General features: G+C 74.1%; 19 protein-coding genes. 9 read left to right on the top strand and 10 right to left on the bottom strand.

Annotation, left to right across the window (positions count from 1 at the left end):
• Window positions 1-32 precede the first annotated feature (32 nt).
• From BOQ63_RS38845 to BOQ63_RS38835, 3 genes are all read left to right on the top strand, one after another.
• Window positions 33-629 (top strand): SigE family RNA polymerase sigma factor, encoded by a 597-nt coding sequence (locus tag BOQ63_RS38845; RefSeq protein ID WP_078867355.1) that lies wholly within the window; start codon window positions 33-35, stop codon window positions 627-629.
• A complete protein-coding gene (locus BOQ63_RS38840) occupies window positions 619-1,866 on the top strand; it encodes a hypothetical protein (RefSeq protein WP_030284930.1) in 1,248 nt (415 codons plus the stop codon). Before BOQ63_RS38845 ends, BOQ63_RS38840 begins: the two co-directional genes overlap by 11 nt.
• Before the next feature lie 174 nt (window positions 1,867-2,040).
• Complete coding sequence (locus BOQ63_RS38835; RefSeq protein ID WP_030550244.1) at window positions 2,041-3,210, top strand: macrolide family glycosyltransferase; 1,170 nt, start codon at window positions 2,041-2,043, stop codon at window positions 3,208-3,210.
• Between the two features lie 87 nt (window positions 3,211-3,297).
• Here BOQ63_RS38835 and BOQ63_RS38830 read toward each other — a convergent pair whose 3' ends face one another.
• Window positions 3,298-4,035 carry an SDR family oxidoreductase gene (locus BOQ63_RS38830; RefSeq protein ID WP_030284935.1) on the bottom strand — a complete coding sequence of 246 codons (738 nt, stop codon included), beginning with the start codon at window positions 4,033-4,035 and terminating at the stop codon, window positions 3,298-3,300.
• A 141-nt stretch (window positions 4,036-4,176) separates the two neighbouring features.
• On the opposite strand from BOQ63_RS38830, the gene BOQ63_RS38825 reads away from it, so the two are divergent.
• The gene (locus BOQ63_RS38825; RefSeq protein WP_079183950.1) at window positions 4,177-4,824 is read left to right on the top strand and encodes a TetR/AcrR family transcriptional regulator; all 648 of its coding nucleotides are present in this window, start codon (window positions 4,177-4,179) and stop codon (window positions 4,822-4,824) included.
• 88 nt (window positions 4,825-4,912) lie between these two features.
• Here the strand turns inward: BOQ63_RS38825 and BOQ63_RS38820 are convergent, their stop codons facing one another.
• A complete protein-coding gene (locus BOQ63_RS38820; protein ID WP_030284941.1) occupies window positions 4,913-5,551 on the bottom strand; it encodes a TetR/AcrR family transcriptional regulator in 639 nt (212 codons plus the stop codon).
• Window positions 5,552-5,618: 67 nt separating this feature from the next.
• Here BOQ63_RS38820 and BOQ63_RS38815 point away from each other — a divergent pair, with 67 nt between their 5' ends.
• A complete protein-coding gene (locus tag BOQ63_RS38815) occupies window positions 5,619-6,509 on the top strand; it encodes an NAD(P)H-binding protein (RefSeq protein WP_072655862.1) in 891 nt (296 codons plus the stop codon).
• A gap of 296 nt (window positions 6,510-6,805) precedes the next feature.
• On the opposite strand, the gene BOQ63_RS38810 is transcribed toward BOQ63_RS38815, so the two are convergent.
• Window positions 6,806-7,378 carry a TetR/AcrR family transcriptional regulator gene (locus tag BOQ63_RS38810; RefSeq protein WP_030284945.1) on the bottom strand — a complete coding sequence of 191 codons (573 nt, stop codon included), beginning with the start codon at window positions 7,376-7,378 and terminating at the stop codon, window positions 6,806-6,808.
• Between the two features lie 83 nt (window positions 7,379-7,461).
• On the opposite strand from BOQ63_RS38810, the gene BOQ63_RS38805 reads away from it, so the two are divergent.
• Window positions 7,462-8,382, top strand: a complete 921-nt coding sequence (locus BOQ63_RS38805; protein WP_150476412.1) for an NADP-dependent oxidoreductase — start codon at window positions 7,462-7,464, stop codon at window positions 8,380-8,382.
• 29 nt (window positions 8,383-8,411) lie between these two features.
• Here the strand turns inward: BOQ63_RS38805 and BOQ63_RS38800 are convergent, their stop codons facing one another.
• Window positions 8,412-9,242, bottom strand: a complete 831-nt coding sequence (locus BOQ63_RS38800) for an FAD-dependent monooxygenase (RefSeq protein WP_072655860.1) — start codon at window positions 9,240-9,242, stop codon at window positions 8,412-8,414.
• Between the two features lie 20 nt (window positions 9,243-9,262).
• Complete coding sequence (locus tag BOQ63_RS38795; RefSeq protein WP_072655859.1) at window positions 9,263-9,460, bottom strand: NAD(P)-binding protein; 198 nt, start codon at window positions 9,458-9,460, stop codon at window positions 9,263-9,265.
• 215 nt (window positions 9,461-9,675) lie between these two features.
• Here BOQ63_RS38795 and BOQ63_RS38790 point away from each other — a divergent pair, with 215 nt between their 5' ends.
• Window positions 9,676-9,987: a hypothetical protein gene (locus BOQ63_RS38790; protein WP_072655858.1), complete on the top strand. Its 312-nt coding sequence runs from the start codon at window positions 9,676-9,678 to the stop codon at window positions 9,985-9,987.
• Here the strand turns inward: BOQ63_RS38790 and BOQ63_RS38785 are convergent.
• On the bottom strand, window positions 9,950-10,696 hold the full coding sequence (locus BOQ63_RS38785) for a DUF4232 domain-containing protein (protein ID WP_223886170.1): 747 nt from the start codon (window positions 10,694-10,696) through the stop codon (window positions 9,950-9,952). The genes BOQ63_RS38790 and BOQ63_RS38785 overlap by 38 nt on opposite strands.
• Before the next feature lie 283 nt (window positions 10,697-10,979).
• Window positions 10,980-13,718, bottom strand: a complete 2,739-nt coding sequence (locus BOQ63_RS38780; RefSeq protein ID WP_370863204.1) for a SpoIIE family protein phosphatase — start codon at window positions 13,716-13,718, stop codon at window positions 10,980-10,982.
• Between the two features lie 444 nt (window positions 13,719-14,162).
• Between BOQ63_RS38780 and BOQ63_RS38775 the strand changes: the two genes are divergently transcribed.
• Entirely contained in the window at window positions 14,163-14,996 is an 834-nt protein-coding gene (locus BOQ63_RS38775; protein WP_223886169.1) for a hypothetical protein, read from the top strand.
• Window positions 14,993-16,507 (top strand): NADH-quinone oxidoreductase subunit NuoF family protein, encoded by a 1,515-nt coding sequence (locus BOQ63_RS38770; RefSeq protein ID WP_030550225.1) that lies wholly within the window; start codon window positions 14,993-14,995, stop codon window positions 16,505-16,507. The genes BOQ63_RS38775 and BOQ63_RS38770 overlap by 4 nt, the downstream gene beginning before the upstream one ends.
• Window positions 16,508-16,581: 74 nt before the next feature.
• Here BOQ63_RS38770 and BOQ63_RS38765 read toward each other — a convergent pair whose 3' ends face one another.
• The 3 genes from BOQ63_RS38765 to BOQ63_RS38755 all read right to left on the bottom strand — a co-directional run bounded on the left by BOQ63_RS38765 (window position 16,582) and on the right by BOQ63_RS38755 (window position 19,526).
• Window positions 16,582-16,839, bottom strand: coding sequence for a DUF6296 family protein (locus tag BOQ63_RS38765; protein WP_033350130.1), 258 nt, complete (start codon window positions 16,837-16,839; stop codon window positions 16,582-16,584).
• Between the two features lie 100 nt (window positions 16,840-16,939).
• Window positions 16,940-18,097: a baeRF2 domain-containing protein gene (locus tag BOQ63_RS38760; RefSeq protein WP_030284967.1), complete on the bottom strand. Its 1,158-nt coding sequence runs from the start codon at window positions 18,095-18,097 to the stop codon at window positions 16,940-16,942.
• A 175-nt stretch (window positions 18,098-18,272) separates the two neighbouring features.
• Window positions 18,273-19,526 carry an RsbRD N-terminal domain-containing protein gene (locus tag BOQ63_RS38755; RefSeq protein ID WP_143174850.1) on the bottom strand — a complete coding sequence of 418 codons (1,254 nt, stop codon included), beginning with the start codon at window positions 19,524-19,526 and terminating at the stop codon, window positions 18,273-18,275.
• Window positions 19,527-19,622 lie beyond the last annotated feature (96 nt).

Here is a 19,622-nt window from a genome sequence, read left to right as displayed (position 1 = left end):
ACACCACCCCGACCCCACCGCGTTACCTAGGTATGGATCAAGAATCGGCCGAACCGCCCTGGCCGGAGTTCCCGGACTTCGTCGCCTCCCGGGCCCGGCACCTGCTGCGCACCGCCTTCCTGCTCACCGGCGGTGACTCCCACCTCGCCGAGGACCTCGTGCAGGAGGCACTCGGCCGGGTCTATCTCAAGTGGCGGAAGATTTCCCGGCTGGACAACCCCAGCGGCTACGCACAGACCGTGCTGGTCAACACCTTCCTGTCGTACCGGCGCAAGCGCAGTGCCTCCGAGCGCGTCACCGACGAGTTCCCCGAGGTCGGCGTGCACGACCCGGACCCGGCCCTGCGGCTGACGCTGCTGCGCGCCCTCGCCGAACTCCCGGCGCCGGACCGCGCCGTGCTGGTGCTCCGCTTCTGGGAGGACCGCAGCGTCGAGGAGACGGCCGCCGCCCTGCGGCTGAGCGGCACCGCCGTCCGCACCCGCTGCCGCCGGGCCCTCGCCCGGCTGCGCGCGGTGCTGGGCGACGACATCGAAACGGCCTTCGGCGGCTCCCCGGGAACGACCGGGGAAGACGCCACCAGCGGGCCCAACCCCTCCTCCGAGAAGGCGGTGCTGCGCCATGCCCACTGACGACGAGTTCGCCGACGCGTTCACCGACGGCTTCGCCCGCGCCCTGCGCGGCGCCGCCGAGCTGGCCCCCGAACCGGTCCGGCACACCCTCGCCGCCCAGGCCGAGCAGCGCGGCCGCCGGCGACGCCGCCGGCGACGCGCCGTCGTTGCGAGCGCGCTCGCCGTACTGGTGCTGGCCGGGGCCGGCGGCTTCACCGCGCTCGGCGGGCGCCCGCTCGGGCCCACCGGGCCTGCCGCCCAGCCGGATCCGGACCGACCAGAGATGTCGACGCGGGACTTCGTCACCCTGATCACCGGCCTGCTGCCGAAGGGCACGGTGCAGGAGCTCAACACCGACGGCCCGGAGAAGCTCAGCGGGCACACCACCGGCGCCACCCTGCTGTTCGACGACGGGGCCGGGGCGAGCATCGTCGAGTTCTCGGTGGAGCGGACCAACCTGCGGCCCGACGCGGGCGCGGTCTGCACGGACGGGTTCCAGACGCCGCAGGACGCCTGCGACCGGACGGTCCGGCCGGACGGCTCCGTGCTGGTGATCGACAAGCTGCGCAACCAGAACGCCAAGGACGGCCGCGAGTGGCGGGTCACCTGGGCGGCCCCGGACGGCCGCCGGGTCTCGTTCACCGAGTACAACGGGCAACCGGCCACGGCCAACCGGCCGGAGCCGCCGGTGGCCGACTCCACCCGACTGACGGAGCTGGTGACCGACCCCGCCTGGGACCGGGTCTTCGCCGCGCTCGCCCCGGTCAAGGACGCGCCGAGGCCCGGCGACTCCCCGCCCCCCGCGCCCGCGGCCGGCGGCCCGTCCAATGCCGAGCTGCTCGCGAAACTCGTCCCGCTGCTGCCCGCCGGGGCCGAGGTGGAGAAGCAGGACCCCGGGCACGCCGCGCTCACCGTCACCTACCAGGGCCGCACCAGCATGCTGCAGGTCGGCGCGGACCCGGCGTCCGAGCGGGGCCGGGACGAACTCGCGACCATGGACCGGAACCCCCCGACCCCGCTGGAGGTCCGGCAGAAGGGGGCGGACGGGACGCTCGTCGTCACCAACCGCTTCGGCAACGGGAAGTCCGCGACGAATCCGGTCCTGCACTGGACGGCCGCCGTGCACTACCCGGACGGCAGCCAGCTGTGGCTCTCGGAGTGGAACGGCGAGAACCAGTACACGGCCAGGCCCGGCGATCCGGCCCTCGACGTGGACCAGTTGAAGGCGATCGCGACCGCCCCGGCCTGGCGTTCCTGACCCTCCTTCCCCACACCGAAACGGCGCCCCGGCAGGGGGAGTTGGCGCTCCCGTCTGCCGGGCCGCCGTGCACGTGCCCGTATCGACACCCTGCATGCCCGCGCCGGAGGTAAGTTGACGTAACGTCAGACGGGACGCACAACCCCTGACGACGTACGAGGAGAGGTAACGACGATGCCCGGCCCAGCACACATCGCCATGGTGAACATCCCGGCGCACGGCCACGTGAACCCCAGCCTGGAGGTGATCCGGGAGCTGGTCTCCCGCGGCCACCGGGTCAGTTACGTGAACGACCCGTCGTTCGCCGAGCAGATCGAGGCCACCGGCGCCCGGTTCGTGCCCCATGAGACGGGCCTGTCGGTCCTCAAGGGGGCCGTCGAGCCCGGGACCAACGTGCACAGCATGATCTTCGACGAGGCGCAGGCGATGCTGCCGCTGATGCGGGAGGTGTTCGAGGACGACCGCCCGGACCTCGTCCTCTACGACTTCATGGCGTACGCGGGGCGGGTCCTGGCCGACAGCTGGGGCGTGCCGTCCATGCTGATCTCGCCGTCCCGGGTCGCCACCGCCGACCCCGAGGTGGAGCCCTTCCGGACGGTCATGAAGGCGCTGGAGGCGGAGAACGTCCCTGAGCGGTTCACGCAGTGGCTGGCCGACAACGGGGTGCCGCCCCGCGACATCTTCACCTACATGCTGAGGCCGGACCGCGGGATAGCACTCATTCCGCAGGCCCTCCAGACCGGGCTGGCGGAGATCGACCCCGAGGTCTTCTCCTTCGCCGGGCCCTGCCTCGACAACCGCGGGCGCGACGGGAGTTGGACCCGGCCGCAGGACGCGCAGAAGGTGCTGCTGGTCTCGCTCGGCTCCACCTTCACCCACCAGCCCGCCTTCTACCGGGCATGCCTGGAGGCCTTCGGCGACCTGCCCGGCTGGCACGTCGTGCTCCAGATCGGCAGGTCGACCGACCCGGCCGAGCTGGGCCCGATCCCGGCCAACGTCGAAGTGCACCCGTGGGTGCCCCAGTTCGCGGTGCTCCAGCAGGCCGACGCGTTCATCACCCACGCCGGGATGGGCGGGTGCAGCGAGGGCCTGTACTGCGGGCTGCCGATGGTCGCGGTGCCGCAGGCCGCCGACCAGTTCGAGAACGCGGACCGGCTGGTCGAACTCGGCGTCGCCCGACGCCTGGACACCGACCTGGCCACCGCCGACGCGCTGCGCTCGGCCGTACTGGAGCTGACCGAGGACCCGAAGGTGGCGGACCGGCTGGCGGAGCTCAGCGCGGAGGTCCGGGCGGGCGCCAGCGTGGCCAGGGCCGCCGACCTGGTCGAGGCCGCGCTGGCCTGACGGGCCCACCGTCTCGCCGGTCTCCCGTCCGCCACCGCCCGGGAGGGCGGGCGGTGGCGGACGTCGTCCTCTTCTGAGCGGTCGCGCTCAGGACTGCGCGGTGGGGCGCACCACGATCTCGCCGACGTCGACGCCCTCGGGCTGTTCGACGGCGTAGGCGATGGCGGACGCGACCGCGCCGGGCGGCATGGCGATCTCGTCGCGCTGCGCGATCATCGCGGCCGCCAGCTCGGGGCCGGCCCCCTTGCCCACGCCTTCGGTGTCGGTGAAGCCCGGCGAGACGAGCGTGACGCGCAGATCGGGTCCCGCTTCCTGGCGCAGGCCCTCGGTGAGCACCTTCACCGCCGTCTTGGTGGCCGCGTAGACCGCCTGCGGGCTCTTGACCACGTGGGCGGCGGTCGAACCGACGTTGACGAAGTGTCCGGAGCGCTGGCGGCGGAACACCGGCAGCGCCGCACCGATGCCGTTCAGCAGTCCGGTGACGTGGGTGGCGACCATGGCGTCCCAGTCGTCCTGGCGCAGGTCGTCGAACGGTGAGACGGCCATCGTGCCCGCGTTGGACACGAGGACGTCGAGCCGTCCGTAGCGGTCCACGGCCGTGTCCACCAGGCGCCGGAGGTCCTCGCGGCGCGTGACGTCGACCAGGACGCCCGTGGCGGTGCCCCCGTTCGCCGTGATGGCGTCGACGACGGCCCCGAGCCGGTCCTCGCGCCGCGCCCCGAGCACCAGCAGGGCGCCCCGCTCGGCGAGATGGATCGCGGTCGCCGCCCCGATGCCGCTGCTGGCGCCCGTGATCGCGATGACCTTGCCCCGGATACCGGTCATGATCGGCTTCCCTTCACGGAGGTGTCCGCAGGCCGGGGTGGCCTACAGTTAAAGCGGAGGCCCCTCCGCTTATCCAAAGCTAAATGGAGGCGCCTCCACTTAGCAAGTCGGCACAACTCCGGAACGGGACGACGCACACCGATGACCGACGGAACACCTCGACCGCTGCGGGCCGACGCCCGGCGCAACCGGGAGAAGATCCTCACCGCCGCCGCCCGCGCCTTCACCGCGCACGGACTGGACGCGCACCTGGAGCACATCGCCAAGGACGCGGGCGTGGGCAGCGCGACCCTCTACCGCAACTTCCCCACCCGGGAAGCCCTGATCGAGGCGGTCTACCGCAACGAGGTGGCCCAACTCTGCGACGCCGCCCCCGCGCTGCTGGCCCGCAAGGCCCCCGACCAGGCCCTGCGCGCCTGGGCGCACCTCTTCCTCGACTACGCCGCCGCCAAGTACGGCATGATCGAGGCCCTGCGCACCATCGCCGCGACGGGGAGCAACCCCTACGGCCACAGCCGGGAGAGGATCCAGGCCGCCGTCACCGCCCTCATGGACGCCTGTGCGGCCGCCGGCCTGATCCGCACCGACGTCCGCCCCGACGACATCGCCGCCGCCCTGGAGGGCATCGCCCTCACCTCGGCCGGCCCCGAACACCGACAGCGCGCGGAGCGCCTCCTCGACCTCACCCTGGACGGCCTCGCCATCCGCCACCGAGACCACGGCCGGGACGCCGCCTCCTCGAACCCGGGGCGTACGCCTTCGTCGCCACGATCCTCGCGGGATCGGTGACGTCTCCGCCAAACGGCCGGTTCCCACCTCCACCTCGCGGTGCGCCACTCCCTGGGGTCCTCGGCGGCCGACGGGGGCACAGGGCACCTCAGGACGCTGGTGCGTCCGGGAGGATTCGCCGGACGCTCGCGGCGATCCGGTCGAGGTCGACGTCGGCGGCGAGGGTGGCCTCGTCGGGGCGTTCCGCGATCGGCTCCCGCACGCCGAGCAGTCCCTGCAGCAGGTCGGGGTAGACCGTCCGTCCGACCAGGATTTCGGCCACCTCCCGCGCCTCCTGCTGCGTCAGGTTCCAGGCCCGGCAGGCGTACGCGCCGATCCGCGCCATCGGGGCCTCGAAGACCGCCTCGTAGTAGCCGGACGAGATCTCGGGCACCCTCTCGGCCTCCGCGATCCCCATCCGCAGCGTGCGCAGGGACGAGGACCACAGCAGCAGTTGCAGCAGCCGCCCGCAGTAGCGCACGAGGGCGTCGGCCGGGTCGGCCCGCTCCGCGGTGACGTAGTCCTCCGGAGAGCCCAGGCGGTCGAGGTAGAGCTCGCGCACCAGGGAGACCACCCCGGAGAAGAGGGCGTCCTTGCTGGGGAAGTGGGCGTAGAGCGAGCGCTTGGAGGTCTCGGCCCGCTGGGCGACGACGTCCATCGAGGTGCGCTCGAAGCCGGCCTCGAGGAACACGTCCTTCGCTGTCCACAGGATGTGCTCGCGGAGCTTCTCGCCTCGTCGCGCCGGCATGGTGGCCTCTTCCAGAAGTAAACGGTACGGTTGAGTTGACATATTATCGGCTCACACGGAGGACGCCGTGATCGTCGTCACCGCACCCACCGCCAAGATCGGCCGCCGTGTCGTCGAGCAGTTACTCGACGCCGGCGAGCCCGTCCGGGTCATCGTCCGCGACCCGCAGCGACTCTCTCCCACCGTCCGCGACCGTGTCGAGATCGTGGAGGGCTCCCACCGCCACGCCGCAGCCGTGGACAAGGCCTTCGCCGGCGCCGACGCGGTGTTCTGGCTGATGCCCAGCGACCTCAGCGCCCCTGACGTGATGACCTCCTACGTCGAGAACAGTCGGCCGGGCGTCGAAGCCGTCGCCGCGCACGGCGTCCGCCACGTCGTCGGGGTCTCGGCCCTGGGCCGGGGAACCGCCGTCGCCGACCGGGCCGGTCACGTCACCGCCTCCCTGGCCATGGACGACCTGTTCGCCACGGTCACGAACTACCGCGCACTCGCCAACCCGACCTTCATGGACAACACGCTGCGCGACATCCGCACGATCCTGGGCGCCGGTTTGATCTCCGGGCCCCTCGCGCCCGACCGCAAGCTGCCCCTGGTGGCCACCCGCGACATCGGTGGCGCCGCCGCCCGCCTGCTGCTCGACCGCGACTGGACCGGGTTCGCCGAGGTCCCGGTGCTCGGCCCGGAGGACCTGTCGGGCAACGACATGGCCGCCGTCATCACCGATGTGCTCGGCATCCCGGCGCGCTACGCACAGGTCGAGGCCGCGTCGCTGGAGGCTGCCATGCTCTCCTTCGGCGCGTCACCCGGCATGGCCCGGGCGATGGCCGACATGGCGACGGCCAAGATCGAGGGCCTCGACGAGGGCGTCGTCCGCACCACCGGGAACAGCACGCCGACCACCTTCCGCCAGTGGTGCACGGAGGTCCTGCGACCCGCCGTCGACGCCGTCCGCCCTTGACCGCGCCGCACGAGAACTTCGGAAGCTGATCGGGCTCGGTGAGCGGTGGGACCAGCCCGTCGGCCTGTGACAGTCGCACGGGCCGGTTGGGGCCGCGATGATGGACCCCGGCCCCAACTGACAGAGCGCGCCAGGGCCGTGGAGAGGTGACCGCGACTTCCTGGGGGCCCGGCGGAGGACTTCTCGAGCCGCCTTCGCCGGGCATTCGGTCCAGGTGCATCCGAGCAGAGCCGCTGGAGCCGCATCGGGCGACGTTCGCCGGGCGGTGATGCGCCGTCCATGCGGCCCGCGCGACCTCAGCCCACGACTCCGGCCGCGCCGCGCACTTCGGCGAGTGCCTGCCGCGCCAGCGGGCCGAAGCCCTCGCTGTTGTCGGTGTCGATCCACCGGTCGTAGGCGATCTCCCAGACGAGGGTGCCCAGTTCGGCGGCCACGCGCGCGGTCAGGCTCGGGACTCCGCGGCGACCGAGGGCCTCGATCATCGAGGCGGTGAGGTCGAGCCTTTTCAGGGCCTCGCGTTCGCGCAGTTCGCTGTTGGCGTTCAGCACGGCCTGGCGTCGGCCGCTGAACTCGCGGCGGTCGGCAGTGAAGAACGTCCGGCCGAGCTCGTCCAGGGCGTCCGCCACCGCGTCGAGCGGCCCGGCAGCCGGTGGTGCCGAGGCGATCCCTTCGACGAGCACGCCGGTCAGCGTCCCCTTGTCGAAGAGCACCTCGCGCTTGTCCGGGAAGTACCGGAAGAACGTGCTCTTGGTGAGCCCCGCGCGTTCCGCGATCTCGATCACGGTCGTGTTCTCGTAGCCGTGCTCCTCGAAGAGGTCGAGGGCAGCGGCGGCGAGACGTCCTGGTGCGTCGGGTTGCCAGCGAGCCATGGGAGCAGTGTACGGGACCTCGTCCCATCACTGGTGTAGGGTCGATGAGACCAAGTCCCATCACTGGCCAGGAGAGGTCACCGATGAGCAAAGCTGTCCGTTATCAGCGATTCGGCGGTCCCGAAGTACTCGAACTGCAGGAGATACCCGAGCCGCACGCCGCACCGGACCAGGTTCGCGTCCGGGTCACGGCCGCCGGCCTGAATCCGATGGACTGGCAGATCACCACCAAGCCCGACATGGCGGCGCGGTTCGGCATCACCCTGCCGGCCGGGTTCGGCAGCGACTTCGCCGGAGTGGTGGACAAGGTGGGTGCCGGAGCCACCGGATTCGCGGTCGGCGACCGGGTGTACGGGGCTGCGATCGGCCGGTCCGTCGCCGATTTCGTGCTGGTCGAGACGCCTGCGGCAACGCTGTGGCACACCCCGGCGGGCGTCGGCGACGAGGTGGCGAGCGTGCTTCCGGTGTCCGGCCTGACGGCCTCCGCCGCGCTCGCCGCGATCGGGCTCCGCGCCGGGGACACCGTCCTGATCGGTGGCGCCGCGGGTGGCGTGGGCGTCTTCGCCGTGCAGCTGGCCAAGCTTGCGGGTGCCCGGGTGCTCGGCACCGCCTCCAAGGGCACGTTCGGATTCCTGCGCGGGCTCGGCGCCGAACCCGTGGCGTACGGCCCCGGCCTGGCGGACCGGGTTCGGGCCCTGGCACCCGAGGGGATCACCGCCGCAACCGACCTGTTCGGCAGGGAGGCGGCCGAGACCGCGCTCGAGCTCGGCGTGGCACCCGAGCGGATCTCCGTCGTAGCCGACGGCCCCGCCCCACCGCCCGGCGTACGCAAGGTGGGCGCCCTCGATGCGGCCCCTGGCGGCCTGGAACGGATCGCCGACGCGATCCATTCCGGCGAGATCACCGTCCCGATCGCGGCGACCTTCCCGGTCGAGCGGATTCGCGAAGCCGTGACGACGCAGGCCGGCAGTCACGTTCACGGCAAGATCGTGATCGCACTGTGAAAGGGCACGGGGCGGACTGGAGCTGACAGTCACGCGCCGCAGCTCGCGCGGGCGGCGTCCGGTGCCCGGTCGGGGCGGCGGGTGTCGTAGTCGGCGAGCCGGCGGAGGGTGTCGTCCTCCGAGGCGTCCCAGCTCGTGGCCAGACCGAGGGCGTCCGCCAGGGCGTGCTGGAGGCCCGAGGCCTCCAGCGGGCGGGGCGGCTCGGCGCCCTCGGCCACCAGGGCGACCCGGCCGCGTGCCCGGCGGCGCGCGCCGGCCGTCCGGCCGGGGAGCGTCCAGGCCCGCCAGTGGCTGCCCGTGGTCAGCACGTTGCGGGCGGCGTAGCCGATCTCCGGGAAGGCCGCGAGGACGTTTTCCAGGTCGACCCGGGCGCCGTCGAGCTCGGCCCCGGTGTGGCGGCGGCGGGTGACGGAGAGGCTCAGGTACCGGGAGTCGGGCAACGGGTAGTGCGACAGGTGCCATCCGGGGCCCACCCAGCTGGTGGCCGGACCGTCCTGCCAGTGGTCCGCCATCAGCTCCATCGGGATGACGGTGCGGTAGACGGCGAGCAGCTCCGGTGGCGCGTCGTCGGCCCACCGGGCGTCGCCACGGACGACCGAGCGGGCCGCGCCGGTCAGGACCAGGGCGTCGCCGGTGACGCTGCGCCCGTCGGCGAGTGCGGCCACCACCGATTCGCCGTGCTCCGCGTAGCCGACCACCCGGCTGTCGGGGCAGAGCCGGACGGCGTCCAGCTCCCAGCAGGCTTCGAGCAGCGGCTCGTGGACGTCCAGCCGGTGAGCCGTGGCGTGCGCCGCCCGACCGTCGCCGTGCCGGACGGGCAGGGCGACCGTGCCGACCGGCTCCTCGGTGGTGCCGTCCATGGTGCGGAACTCGTCGATGGTCAGCGACCGTTCGCGGACGGCGTCGCCGACGCCGAGCCGGTCCAGGAGCGGAAGTCCTCCGGCGCCAGCCGGATGCCCGCGCCGCCCTCGGTGAGCACCGGCCGCTGCTCCAGGACGAGCACGTGATGGCCTCTCGCCCCCAGCGCGACCGCCGTGGCCAGACCGCTGACACCACCGCCGGCAACCAGAATTCGCATGCTTCCGATGATGGCGGCCGGGGGACGGAACGGGCGATGCGGTCGTGTTGCCTGTGTCAGAACCTCCCGCCGAGGTGACACAGAACGAAGTTGGATGTTTGAACGGCGCCGTGTCCGTTTCGCGGCATTCGGCATTCAGTAGTCATCGGTGTTCAGCACTCATCGGCGTTCAGCGCTCAGAGGGAACGGCCCGTCTGCTCCATGGACGCCATGCAGTGGATCCACGGGCGCACCCGGGCCCGGGCGGCGGCGATCACCGGGGCCGGTACGACGTCGTCGTCGTGGCCCCCACCGTCGCCACCACCGAACTCCTGGAAACCGGCGCCGATCTGGCCGCCGACGGCGCCGTGCTGCTCGTCTACGGCGGCACCCGCAAGGGCGACACCTTCCCGCTGGAGAAGCTGACCTCCTGGCGGATCGGGCTGGACGACTTCCCCCGCCAGGTCATGGACCTCGCGGCGGAACTGGTGGACTTCCCCGGCAAGGTGGTCATCGACCTGGCGCCGGCGGCCCCGCGTCGTCCCTGACCCAGGCACCGACCCCGAGGCGCCCGGTGGTCCCCAGGTCGAGCTCCGGCGTCACCGTCACCGGAGCCGCGCCCGGCGTGGCACGCACCCGCACGTACGGGGCGTTCACCGGAGCGCCGCCCTCGGTGGTGTTGCGCCACACCAACGTGGAGCCGGCGGCCTCCCCCGGCTTCAGCGTGAACGCCCTCGGCGGGTCGTCCGCGCCGGTGCCGCTCGCGATCCGCGCGCCCCCGTGCACGACCTGGACACCGTCGACCGGCCTTCGCTCCACGTCGAGCACCTGGAGTTCCGGATAGCCGTTCAGGGCCACCTCGGCCGTCCCGCAGTTCCGCAGGCGGAGCCCGACCACCCGCAGCCCCATCGCCGCGTCCCCCTCGTCCGCACTCACCAGCACCCCGGACGCCGGGCACGGGCCGTTCGGCCGCGACGCCTCGGCACTCGGGACACTCCGCACCCGGAGGACCTTCACCCCCGAGGCCGTCCCGCCCAGCTCGACCCGCCCCTTCTCGACGGCCCCCGGCGCAAGCCCCTCGACGGTCTTCGTCACGTTGTCCACCGCACCCCCGGACGCTCCCGTCCTGCTGAACAGCACCGTCACATCAGCCGCTTCGCCCGTCCCGTTGGTCACCTCGTAGTCCGCGCAGACCGCGCTCACCGCCGTGATCCGCACCCCGTCCTTCGCCCGCGCCGACGGCGAAGCCGACGCCACCCCGCACGCCCCGGCACCACTCGTCGGCCGCCGGGCCCCCGCCGTACCGCCCGCCTGCGACCCACACCCCGCCAGCAGAACGACCGCAACCCCTACGGCCACCACCGGGCCGGCCTTCTCGAACTGATGCATCCGACCATGCGATCACGAACCACTCCCGGCGAACCGTGATCCGCATCACTCCCCGTGCAACAGCCCTGCAACGTCCGATCGCGAACGACCGGCCACCGATCACTCCGGCGAGGCCGACTCGACGACGGCCCGTTGGGCGCGGAGGACCTCGTCAGACGAGCTGCTCGGCCCAGATGATCTTGCCGCCGGGGGTGTAGCGGACGCCCCAGCGCTCGGTGAGCTGGGCGACGAGGAACAGGCCCCGGCCGCCCTCGTCCTCCGCCACCGCGTAGCGCAGGTGCGGAGCGGTGCTGCTGCCGTCGGAGACCTCGCAGATCAGCGTCCGGTCGTACAGGAGGCGCACCCTGATCGGTGCGGCCGCGTAGCGGACGGCATTGGTGACCAGCTCGCTGAGCACCAGTTCGGTGACGAAGGCCGCCTCGTCGAGGCCCCATTCGGCGAGCTGTCGGGTGGCCGCGGCGCGGACCCTGGCCACCTCCTCCGGAGCCCGGGCCACCTCCCACTCCGCGGTCCGGTCGGGCTCCAGCACCCGGGTACGGGCGACCAGGAGGGCGATGTCATCACTCTGGCGGGCGGGCAGCAGGGCGTCGAGCACGGCCTCGCAGATCTCCTGGGGCGACCGGCCGGGGCGGCTCAGGACGCTCGTCAGGACGTCCAGTCCGGCACCGATGTCGCGGGTGCGGTCCTCGACCAGGCCGTCGGTGTAGAGGACCAGGTCGCTCCCCGGTGGCAGGCGCACCTCCGCGGCTTCGAAGGGCATCCCGCCCAGGCCGAGCGGCGGACCGCTGGGCAGGTCGAGGAGCTCGGCCGTGCCGTCCGGGTGGACGACGGCGGGCGGGGGGTGGCCCGCCCGGGCCAGCGCACAGGTGGCGGTGCTGGGGTCGTAGATCGCGTAGAGGCAGGTGGCGCCGGTGATCGCGAGCCCGCCTGCGGCCGCGGCCGTCTCCTGGTCCAGGTGGGCGACCAGTTCGTCCAGGTGCCCGAGCAGTTCGTCCGGCGGCAGGTCGAGGGTGGAGAAGTTCTGGACGGCGGTGCGCAGCCGGCCCATGGTGGCGGCAGCGTGCACACCGTGGCCGACCACGTCACCGACGACGAGCGCGACCCGGAGGCCCGGCAAGGGGATGACGTCGAACCAGTCGCCGCCGACCCCGGCCTGGGCGGGCAGGTAGCGGTGGGCGACGTCGAGGGCGCTCTGCTCGGGCAACTCGCGCGGCAACAGGCTGTGCTGGAGGGTGACGGCCATCGTGTGCTCGCGGGTGAAGCGGCGGGCGTTGTCGATGGAGACGGCGGCCCGGGCGGCCAGTTCCTCGGCCAGGGACAGTTCGTCGTCCTCGAACGGACCCCGGTCCCGTCCGCGCCAGAAACAGGCGACGCCCATCAGCACACCCCGCGCCGTCAGCGGAACGGCGATCAGCGACGCCAGGCCGAAGTCCAGCACCGCCTGCGTCCGCTCGACGTCCTGCCCGCGCCACCCGGCGTCGGTCGACACCTCGGAGATCAGCGCCGACCGCCCGCTCACGAATCCCGCCGCCTGCGGGGTGCTCCCCGCCCAGCGGACCAGCGTGTCCTGGGGGTACAGCGGCGAATCGTCCCGGACGCCCGCGAGGGCCACCCGCAGCAGCCTCACCTCGGCACCGGCCGTCAGGGTCGGCGGCTCCTCGCCGCGCAGGACATCCTCGGCGAGGTCGACGGTGGCGTAGTCGCAGAACTCCCCGCAGGCCGTCCGGGCGAGTTCCTCCGCGGTGCGCCGGACGTCCAGGGTGCTGCCGATGGCCAGGCTCGCGTCGTACAGCAACCTGAGCCGGCCGCGGGCGACCTCGGCCTTCCCCGCCAGGGCGCGCAGCTCGGTGGAGTCGCGCAGGGTGGCGACGCTGCCGGAAGGGCCTCCCCCGCTGGCGGTCGGACGGTTGTTGACGGCCAGCAGGCGGTCGCCCACCGGGAGCACCTCGTCGGTGATCGCGCGGGAGGACAGCAACAGCTCGGTCGCGCGGGGCGCGAGGCCGAGGTCGGCGACGGCGCGTCCCTCCGGTTCGGGGGGCAGGTCCAGGAGCCGGCGCGCCTCGTCGTTGGCGAGCAGGACCCGGCCGTCGCCGCCGACGATGACCACGCCCTCGCGCACCGCGTGCAGCACCGCGTCGTGGTGCTCGTACATCCTGGTCATCTCCTCCGGGCCCAGGCCACGGGTCTGCCGCAGCAGACGCCTGCCCACCAGCGCCGTCCCGGCCGTGGCCAGACCCAGCCCGACGGCGCCGGCGCCCAGGACGACCGGCAGCTGGCGGTCGATCGCGCTGCTCACGTTGGCGACCTTCATCCCGGCGGACACGATCCCCACGACTCCGCCCCGGTTGTCCTCCACCGGGACCACCACCTGGTACTCCAGGCCGAGCGGACCGTGCACCTGCTCGACGGTGATCTTGCCCTCCAGCGACGGCCCGATGGTGCCGACGAACTTCTTGCCGATCTGCGCCGGCTCGGGATGGGTGTAGCGGATGCCGTTGCGGTCCGTCACCACGATGAAGTCGACCTGGGCGCCCTTGCGGGCCGCTTCGGTCAGCGGCTGCAGCACCGCGCTGGGGTGGGGGCCCTGCATCGTCGCCACCAGGCCGGGGCCGTGGGCGAACGCCTCGGCGGCGGCGAGCGAACGGTCGCGCGCCGCCGCGTAGCGGTCGCTGCGGGACTGGATCAGGAGCGCGACGACCGCCGCGACCACGAGCAGCAGCACGATCGACACCTGCAGGAGGAACATCTGCCCCGCGACGCTGCGGATGCTCAGCACCGACCGCAGCCCGCGCGCCGGAGGATGCCCCGGAACGGGCTGCGGACGCAGCCGGGCACGACGCCCGCCCGCTCGGCCGGGAGCCCGGGGATCCGGGCCCGTCTCTCTCGCCATACACCTATGGTCTCGCCCCGGCGCGAACGGGCCACGTTCAGCGTGGGACGGATCCGGCCGGGCTTCGCCGACATTCCGCCGCCGTCCGCCGTAGTGGGCCGCCCTCCCGCCGCCCTCCCGCCGCCGTCCCGCCGCCGTTCGCCGTCGTACAAACGTGAGCCCCGTTACGTCACTCGGAGTAGCCACTACGTCCGGCCGTAGCCTGGAGCCCGGTGCCGACCCGCGCGGAGACGCCCCGGCCCGGGCGCTCCTACTGCCCGGCGTCGTAAACGGGGACCTTCGTCCCGCGTCCGACGCCGCTAAGAATGGGGCGGTCCAACCGTGCCACCGGCCTCGCGGCCGGGGTGCGCCCTCCGATGTGGCTTCGAGGTGGTCCAGCCGAGCGGTACCGCTGTCGCCCCACGCCCCGCCGGTCGGCCAGAACCCACGGAAGCAGGTTCCCAGATGCCCGCGTCGGTCCTTCTCGCAGGTGCCGCGGTCCACGGCGCGTCGGCCGTGGGCCGCGACGTCGTCGCCTTCCTGGACTACTTCGCCGGGGTCTTCACCCTGCTCTCGCTGACCGCCGCCGTGGTGTCCGGGCTGGCCGCCACCGACCGCCTCTTCCTGACGCCGCGGCTGCGGGTTGCCGTCCAGTCCGTGCACCGGGCGACCGCCGTCGCGGCGCTCGGGTTCCTGGCCGTCCACATCGCGGTCAAGGTCGCCGAGCGCCACTGCGACCCGCTGAGCACGGTCCTGCCCTTCACCGGCGGCACCGCCCTCGCGGTGAGCCTGGGCACCGTCTCGGCCGACCTGCTCGTCCTGGTCGCGGCCACGGGCGCGTTCCGCGGACGTTTCGCGGGCAGCCGGCACGCCTGGCTCTGGCGGGTGCTGCACGCCGGCGCGTACGCCTGCTGGCCGATCGCGCTGGTCCACGGCCTGGCCGCCGGGCGCGCGGCGCACGCCTGGGTCCTGTGGGGCTACGGCCTCTGCGCGGCCGTGGTCGCGCTCGCCCTGCTGGTGCGGACCCTCTCCTGGGTGGGCCACCGCCGTACCGTCACCCGGCACCGGCGCCGCTCGAAGGCGCAGCCGGCCGGCGCACCGCTCCCGGCGACGGCACACGGGGCGACGGTGCTCCCGACGACGGCACACGCGGTGACGACGCCCGTGCTCCCGACGACGGCGCAGGCAGCGACGGCGCACGCGACAGCCCGCACCGGCGCGGTGCGGCGGCGACCACTGCACCCCGTACCGGTCCCGCCCTCCCACCCGGGTCTGGTCCAGCCCGGCGGTGGCCTGTGAGCGCCCGGCCCGGGTCGCCGCAGGTGCGCCACCTGGGGCCGGCCCGGCTGACCGCCGGACTGGACCGCTTCCAGCGCCTCGACCTCGCCGCCCACCTGCGTGTCCACCCTCCGCTGCCCCGGCTCACCCGTGACGACCTGCTGGAGCTGGCCGAGCGCATCGACCTGCGCGGCCGTGGGGGCGCCGGATTCCCCTTCGCCCGCAAGGCCAGGGCCGCGGTGGCCGCCGCCACCCGCACCGGGGCGGCCCCGGTCATCGTGGTCAACGGGTCGGAGGGCGAGCCCCCGAGCGCCAAGGACAGGATGCTGCTCGCCCGCGCGCCGCACCTCGTGCTCGACGGCGCCCTCCTCGCGGCGGCCGCCTTCGGGGCCGAGGAGATCGTCGTCGGCGTCGCCGCCGGCAGCCCCGGCGAGGCCTCGGTCCCGGCCGCCCTCGACGAGCGCGAGCTGCCGTGCCCGGCCCGGACCGTGTGCGTTCCCGAGCGCTTCGTCTCCGGTGAGTCCAGCGCCCTGATCCGCGGGGCCAACGGGCTCCCGGTGCAGCCGGCCGCGGTGAAGGCCCGCGCGGCCGAGGGCGGAGCGGGCGGCGTCCGGCGGCGTCCGACCCTGCTGTCCAACGCCGAGACCTGGGCGCAGCTCGCCGTGGCCGCCAGGCTCGGCCCCGGACCGTACGCCGCCGTCGGCACCGACGCGGAACCGGGCACGGTCCTGCTGACGGTCAACCGTCCCGGGGCGGATCCGCTGGTGGTCGAGACACCCTTCGGCACGCCGCTGGGAGACGTCCTGGACGCGTGCCGGCTGCGGCCGGGCGACGGCGTGCTGGTGGGCGGCTACCACGGTGCCTGGCTGGACCCGGCGAGCGCCGTCGGCGCGCCGCTCTCGCGTACCGGGCTCGCCGAGCTCGGCGGCACCCTCGGCGCCGGTGCGATCGTCGCGCTGCCCGCCGGCACCTGCCCGCTGGGCGAGGTCGCCCGGGTCGCGACCTGGCTGGCCGGCGAGTCGGCCGGGCAGTGCGGGCCGTGCCGGCGCGGCCTGCCCGACGCGGCCGAGGCGCTCGGTGCGCTGGCGGCGGGCACGGGCGGGCAGACCGCCCTGGAGGACGCCCGACGGGCGCTCGGCGGCGCGCAGGGCGGTGGTGCATGTTCACACCCGGACGGCACGGCCCGCTTCGTGCTGAGCGCCCTCGACGTGTTCGCCCGGGACGTCGAGGCCCACCTCTTCGGCCCGGGGTGCGGCCGGCCGGTCCTCGACGTCCTGCCGCTGCCTCCTGCCCAGGGCGCCCACCTGGAGGTGGACTGGTCCCGGTGCACCGGGCACGGACTGTGCGCTGTCCTGGCTCCCGGCCTCGTCCGGCTCGGCCCGCACGGCTATCCCGCGTCGACCACGATCCCGGTGGCCCCCTGGCAGGAGCACGGCGCCCGCCGGGCCGTGAACCAGTGCCCGGCACTGGCTCTGCGCATGCGCCACCCCGAGCGGTCCACGGATCGCCGACGGCGGCGGAGCAACGGCTGAGCAGGAAGCCGTGGAAGGCATTCGGCAACCGGCCCCCGGCGTGGCCGGTCACCGATCGGGCGGCGAACCCGCCCTCACCGGAGCGGTGCCGCGCGGTCGGGCAGGGGCACGGCGTGCAGGCACGGGTGCCGCGGTGAGCCGATGGGCGCGGTCAGGACGGTGGCCACCTCGCCGGTGATCTCCACCCTGAAGTCCCCGTCCGTGTTCTCCCAGACGGGCCCGCCGCCGGGCCCCAGGATCTCGGTGGCGTGCACCACGATGACGGCCGGCGGCGCGTGCCCGCCGATCGGTCCGGGCAGGGTCACCGCGTAGCGGCGTTCAAGGCTCCTCATGGCCGGCCTCCTCGTCGAACTCCCGCCCCGCGTCGTAAATTCTCCTCCGCCCTCGGGAACATGTATACGAATGGTTTCACCCTGGGACCGGCCGGTCGGCTCAGGCGTTCCAGCGCAGTACGGCGCCGAGCCCGCCGGGCGGTCCGGGTACGGCCTCCGGCACCAGCAGGGCCTCGGCCCCGACCGCGGCGGCGCTGCGCAGCAGGGCGTCGGCGGCCGGGGCCTGCTGCGGTCGGGCCACGCCCATGGACCGCAGGTCGGCACGCTGGACGCCGATGTGCTCCGGCTCCGGGCCGGTCCACACCGGCCGCTCCGCATCGTGCCCGCCCGGCTGGATGAGCAGCGCGGCGAGCTGGTGCTGCCGGGCGGCGGTCACCACGGCGGGCACACCCTGGGCGGCCGCGCCGGGTGCGGTCTCCGTCCCGGCGGCGTCGGTGGCGTGTTCGCCGGGGCGGCCGACGCCGGTGCGGAAGGCGTCCAGCACGGTGGTCAGGTGCCGGCTCCGGTGCTCCTCCCAGGCCTCGGCGACCCGGCGCTCGAAGCTGTCCCGGGCGATGCCGTCGGCCCGGCCGCCACCGTCGACCTCGACGGTGTCCGACTGCAGCTGCGGGGGCAGCTTCGCGCGGACGGCCCGGCGCTCGCGGACGTCGCCGGTGAGCACCAGCAGGCCGGCGCCGCTGCCGGGCCACATCCTGGTCAGCTGGTCGGCGACGATCGTGGCGGTGCGCTCCCAGGCGTCCTCGACGCGGTGCCGGTAGTGCCACTCGTAGCGGTCCGCGGGCGGGGCGCGGTGGCCGCGGCCCTGCCACTGCCGGCCCTCGACGGTGCCGATCGGCGCGGAGCGGCCGAGTTCGTGCTGTTCCAGCGCGGCCCCGGTGCGGTCCACGGCCACCACCAGGCAGCGCGGCGCGGCGTCGTCCAGCAGGCCGAGCAGCGGGGCGGTGTGCGGCAGCGGCGCCCAGGTCGCGGCGACGTCGGGCGGCGAGTCCGTCAGCGGTACGTCCAGCGCGACCTCGCCGTCGGCGGCGAACAGCGCCCGCCCCGGTGGGGAGGCGGCCGTCGGTTCCCCGGCCAGGTGGTCGCGGACGGCGGCGCAGGTGGCGTCGTCGGCGCCGAGCCCGGCGAGCCGGTGGACGGCGGCCCGGTCGATCAGGGCCCGGCGCGGGGCGGCGTCCTCGGTGGCGCGTGAGGTGTCCAGGTACAGCGAGGCCCAGGGTCCGGGCCGGTCGAGCAACGGAGTGAGGAAGGCGAGGTCCATGGTGGCCTCCCGGTGTCGGTGGCTACGCGAACGCCTACCCGGCTCCGCCCGTCGGACACCCTGCCCGGCTCCGCCCGTCGGAGGCCTCCCGACCTCCGGACACCGGTGCCCCCGACCTGCCCCGCGACCAGAGCGGCAAACTGATCAAGCGGGACCTCCGGGCCCGCCTCTCCGCCTAGGAGTTGCTCGCCAGCAGGGCGGTCTGGAAGGCGAACCGGTTCCACGGGGTGCGCGGGTCGCGGCCGGTGGCGGCAGCGAGGCGGCGCAGCCGGTAGCGGACGGTCTGGGGGTGGACGTGGAGGCGGGCGGCCGCGGCGGGGGCACCGTCGGAGTAGATGGCGGCGTCGAGCGTCCTCCGGGTGTCGGCGTCGCGGGCGAGGGGGCCGAGTACGGCTTCGGCGACCCGTCCGGGGTCCGCGTCCGGGTGCCCGGTGACCAGGGCGACCACCTCCAGGTCGCCGCGGTCGAGCACCCGGCGCTCGGTCCACACCAGCGGCGAGGCGTGCCGCAGGCCATGGACGGCGATCCGGTGGTCGCGGGGCGCGGTGGCGGCGGTGACGCCGGTGAGCAGGGCGCCGGTGAGGTCGTGTCCGGTCACCAGGCGGTCCAGCAGGGTCACGTCGACCGCCTTGACCAGGGCGACTCCGACGCCGTCCATGACGGTGTGCAGGGAGGTGAGTTCGAGCTCCGCCGCCTCGCCCGCGGCCCTGGCGTCCAGGGCCGCGGTGACCAGCGCCGCCGCCCGCTCGGCCTGGTCGGGCCCGGTGGCCGCCGGGGACGCGGGAGCCACCGGGGACGCCGGGGAGACCACCATCAGGTCGAAGGAGGACGGCAGTTCCGCGTCAAGTTCGCGCAGCCGGGCCCGGAGGGTGCCGGCGTGGCTCTGCCGGCCGAGCAGCAGGTCGGTGAGGAGTCCGCGCAGGGAGCGCTCGCGGTCCTCGCTGAGGACGCGCCCGGTGGATTCGTAGCCGTCGAAGATCGCCTCGGAGGACTGGTCGAGCACGGTCAGCCACACCCGGGCGAGCGCGCTGAGGTCGCGCACCGAGACGGCGTCGGCGAAACGTTCACCGATCCGGTCGAAGAAGGCCAGCGCGGCGACCCGGTAGGCGCGCAGCACGGCGGCCAGCGGACGGGCGTCGCGCGCCCTGACCGCGCCGACACCGCGGAACATCCGGATGTCCTCGGGGCCCAACGCGCCGTCCACCGACCAGAGTTCGAGGACCCTGCGGAGCGTCCAGACGATGATGGAGCGGACCTCCTCCAGCTGGCGGGCGTCGAGATTGGCGTAGGCGGGGATCTCCCGGGCGATGGCGGCCATGAAGGCGTCGACCATCCCGGTCTCGTCCGCCAGGATCCGCGCCACGGCGCCGCGCCGGTCGGCGACCGGAGGGGACGCGCCTTGCGCCGGTGGCACAGTCTTGTTTGTCACCACCTGACAAGCCTAGTGCCGACCGGCCCGGCCCGGCCGGACCATGGGAGCGCGCAGCCGTCGCGACGGGGCGACGGTGATTCCCCGAGGGAGAGC

This window comes from Streptomyces viridifaciens (genome assembly GCF_001888885.2).
In the GTDB taxonomy this organism is placed as follows: domain Bacteria; phylum Actinomycetota; class Actinomycetes; order Streptomycetales; family Streptomycetaceae; genus Kitasatospora; species Kitasatospora aureofaciens.
The sequence above is the reverse complement of the archived record's forward strand: the minus strand, read 5'-3'. Positions and strand labels throughout refer to the sequence as shown.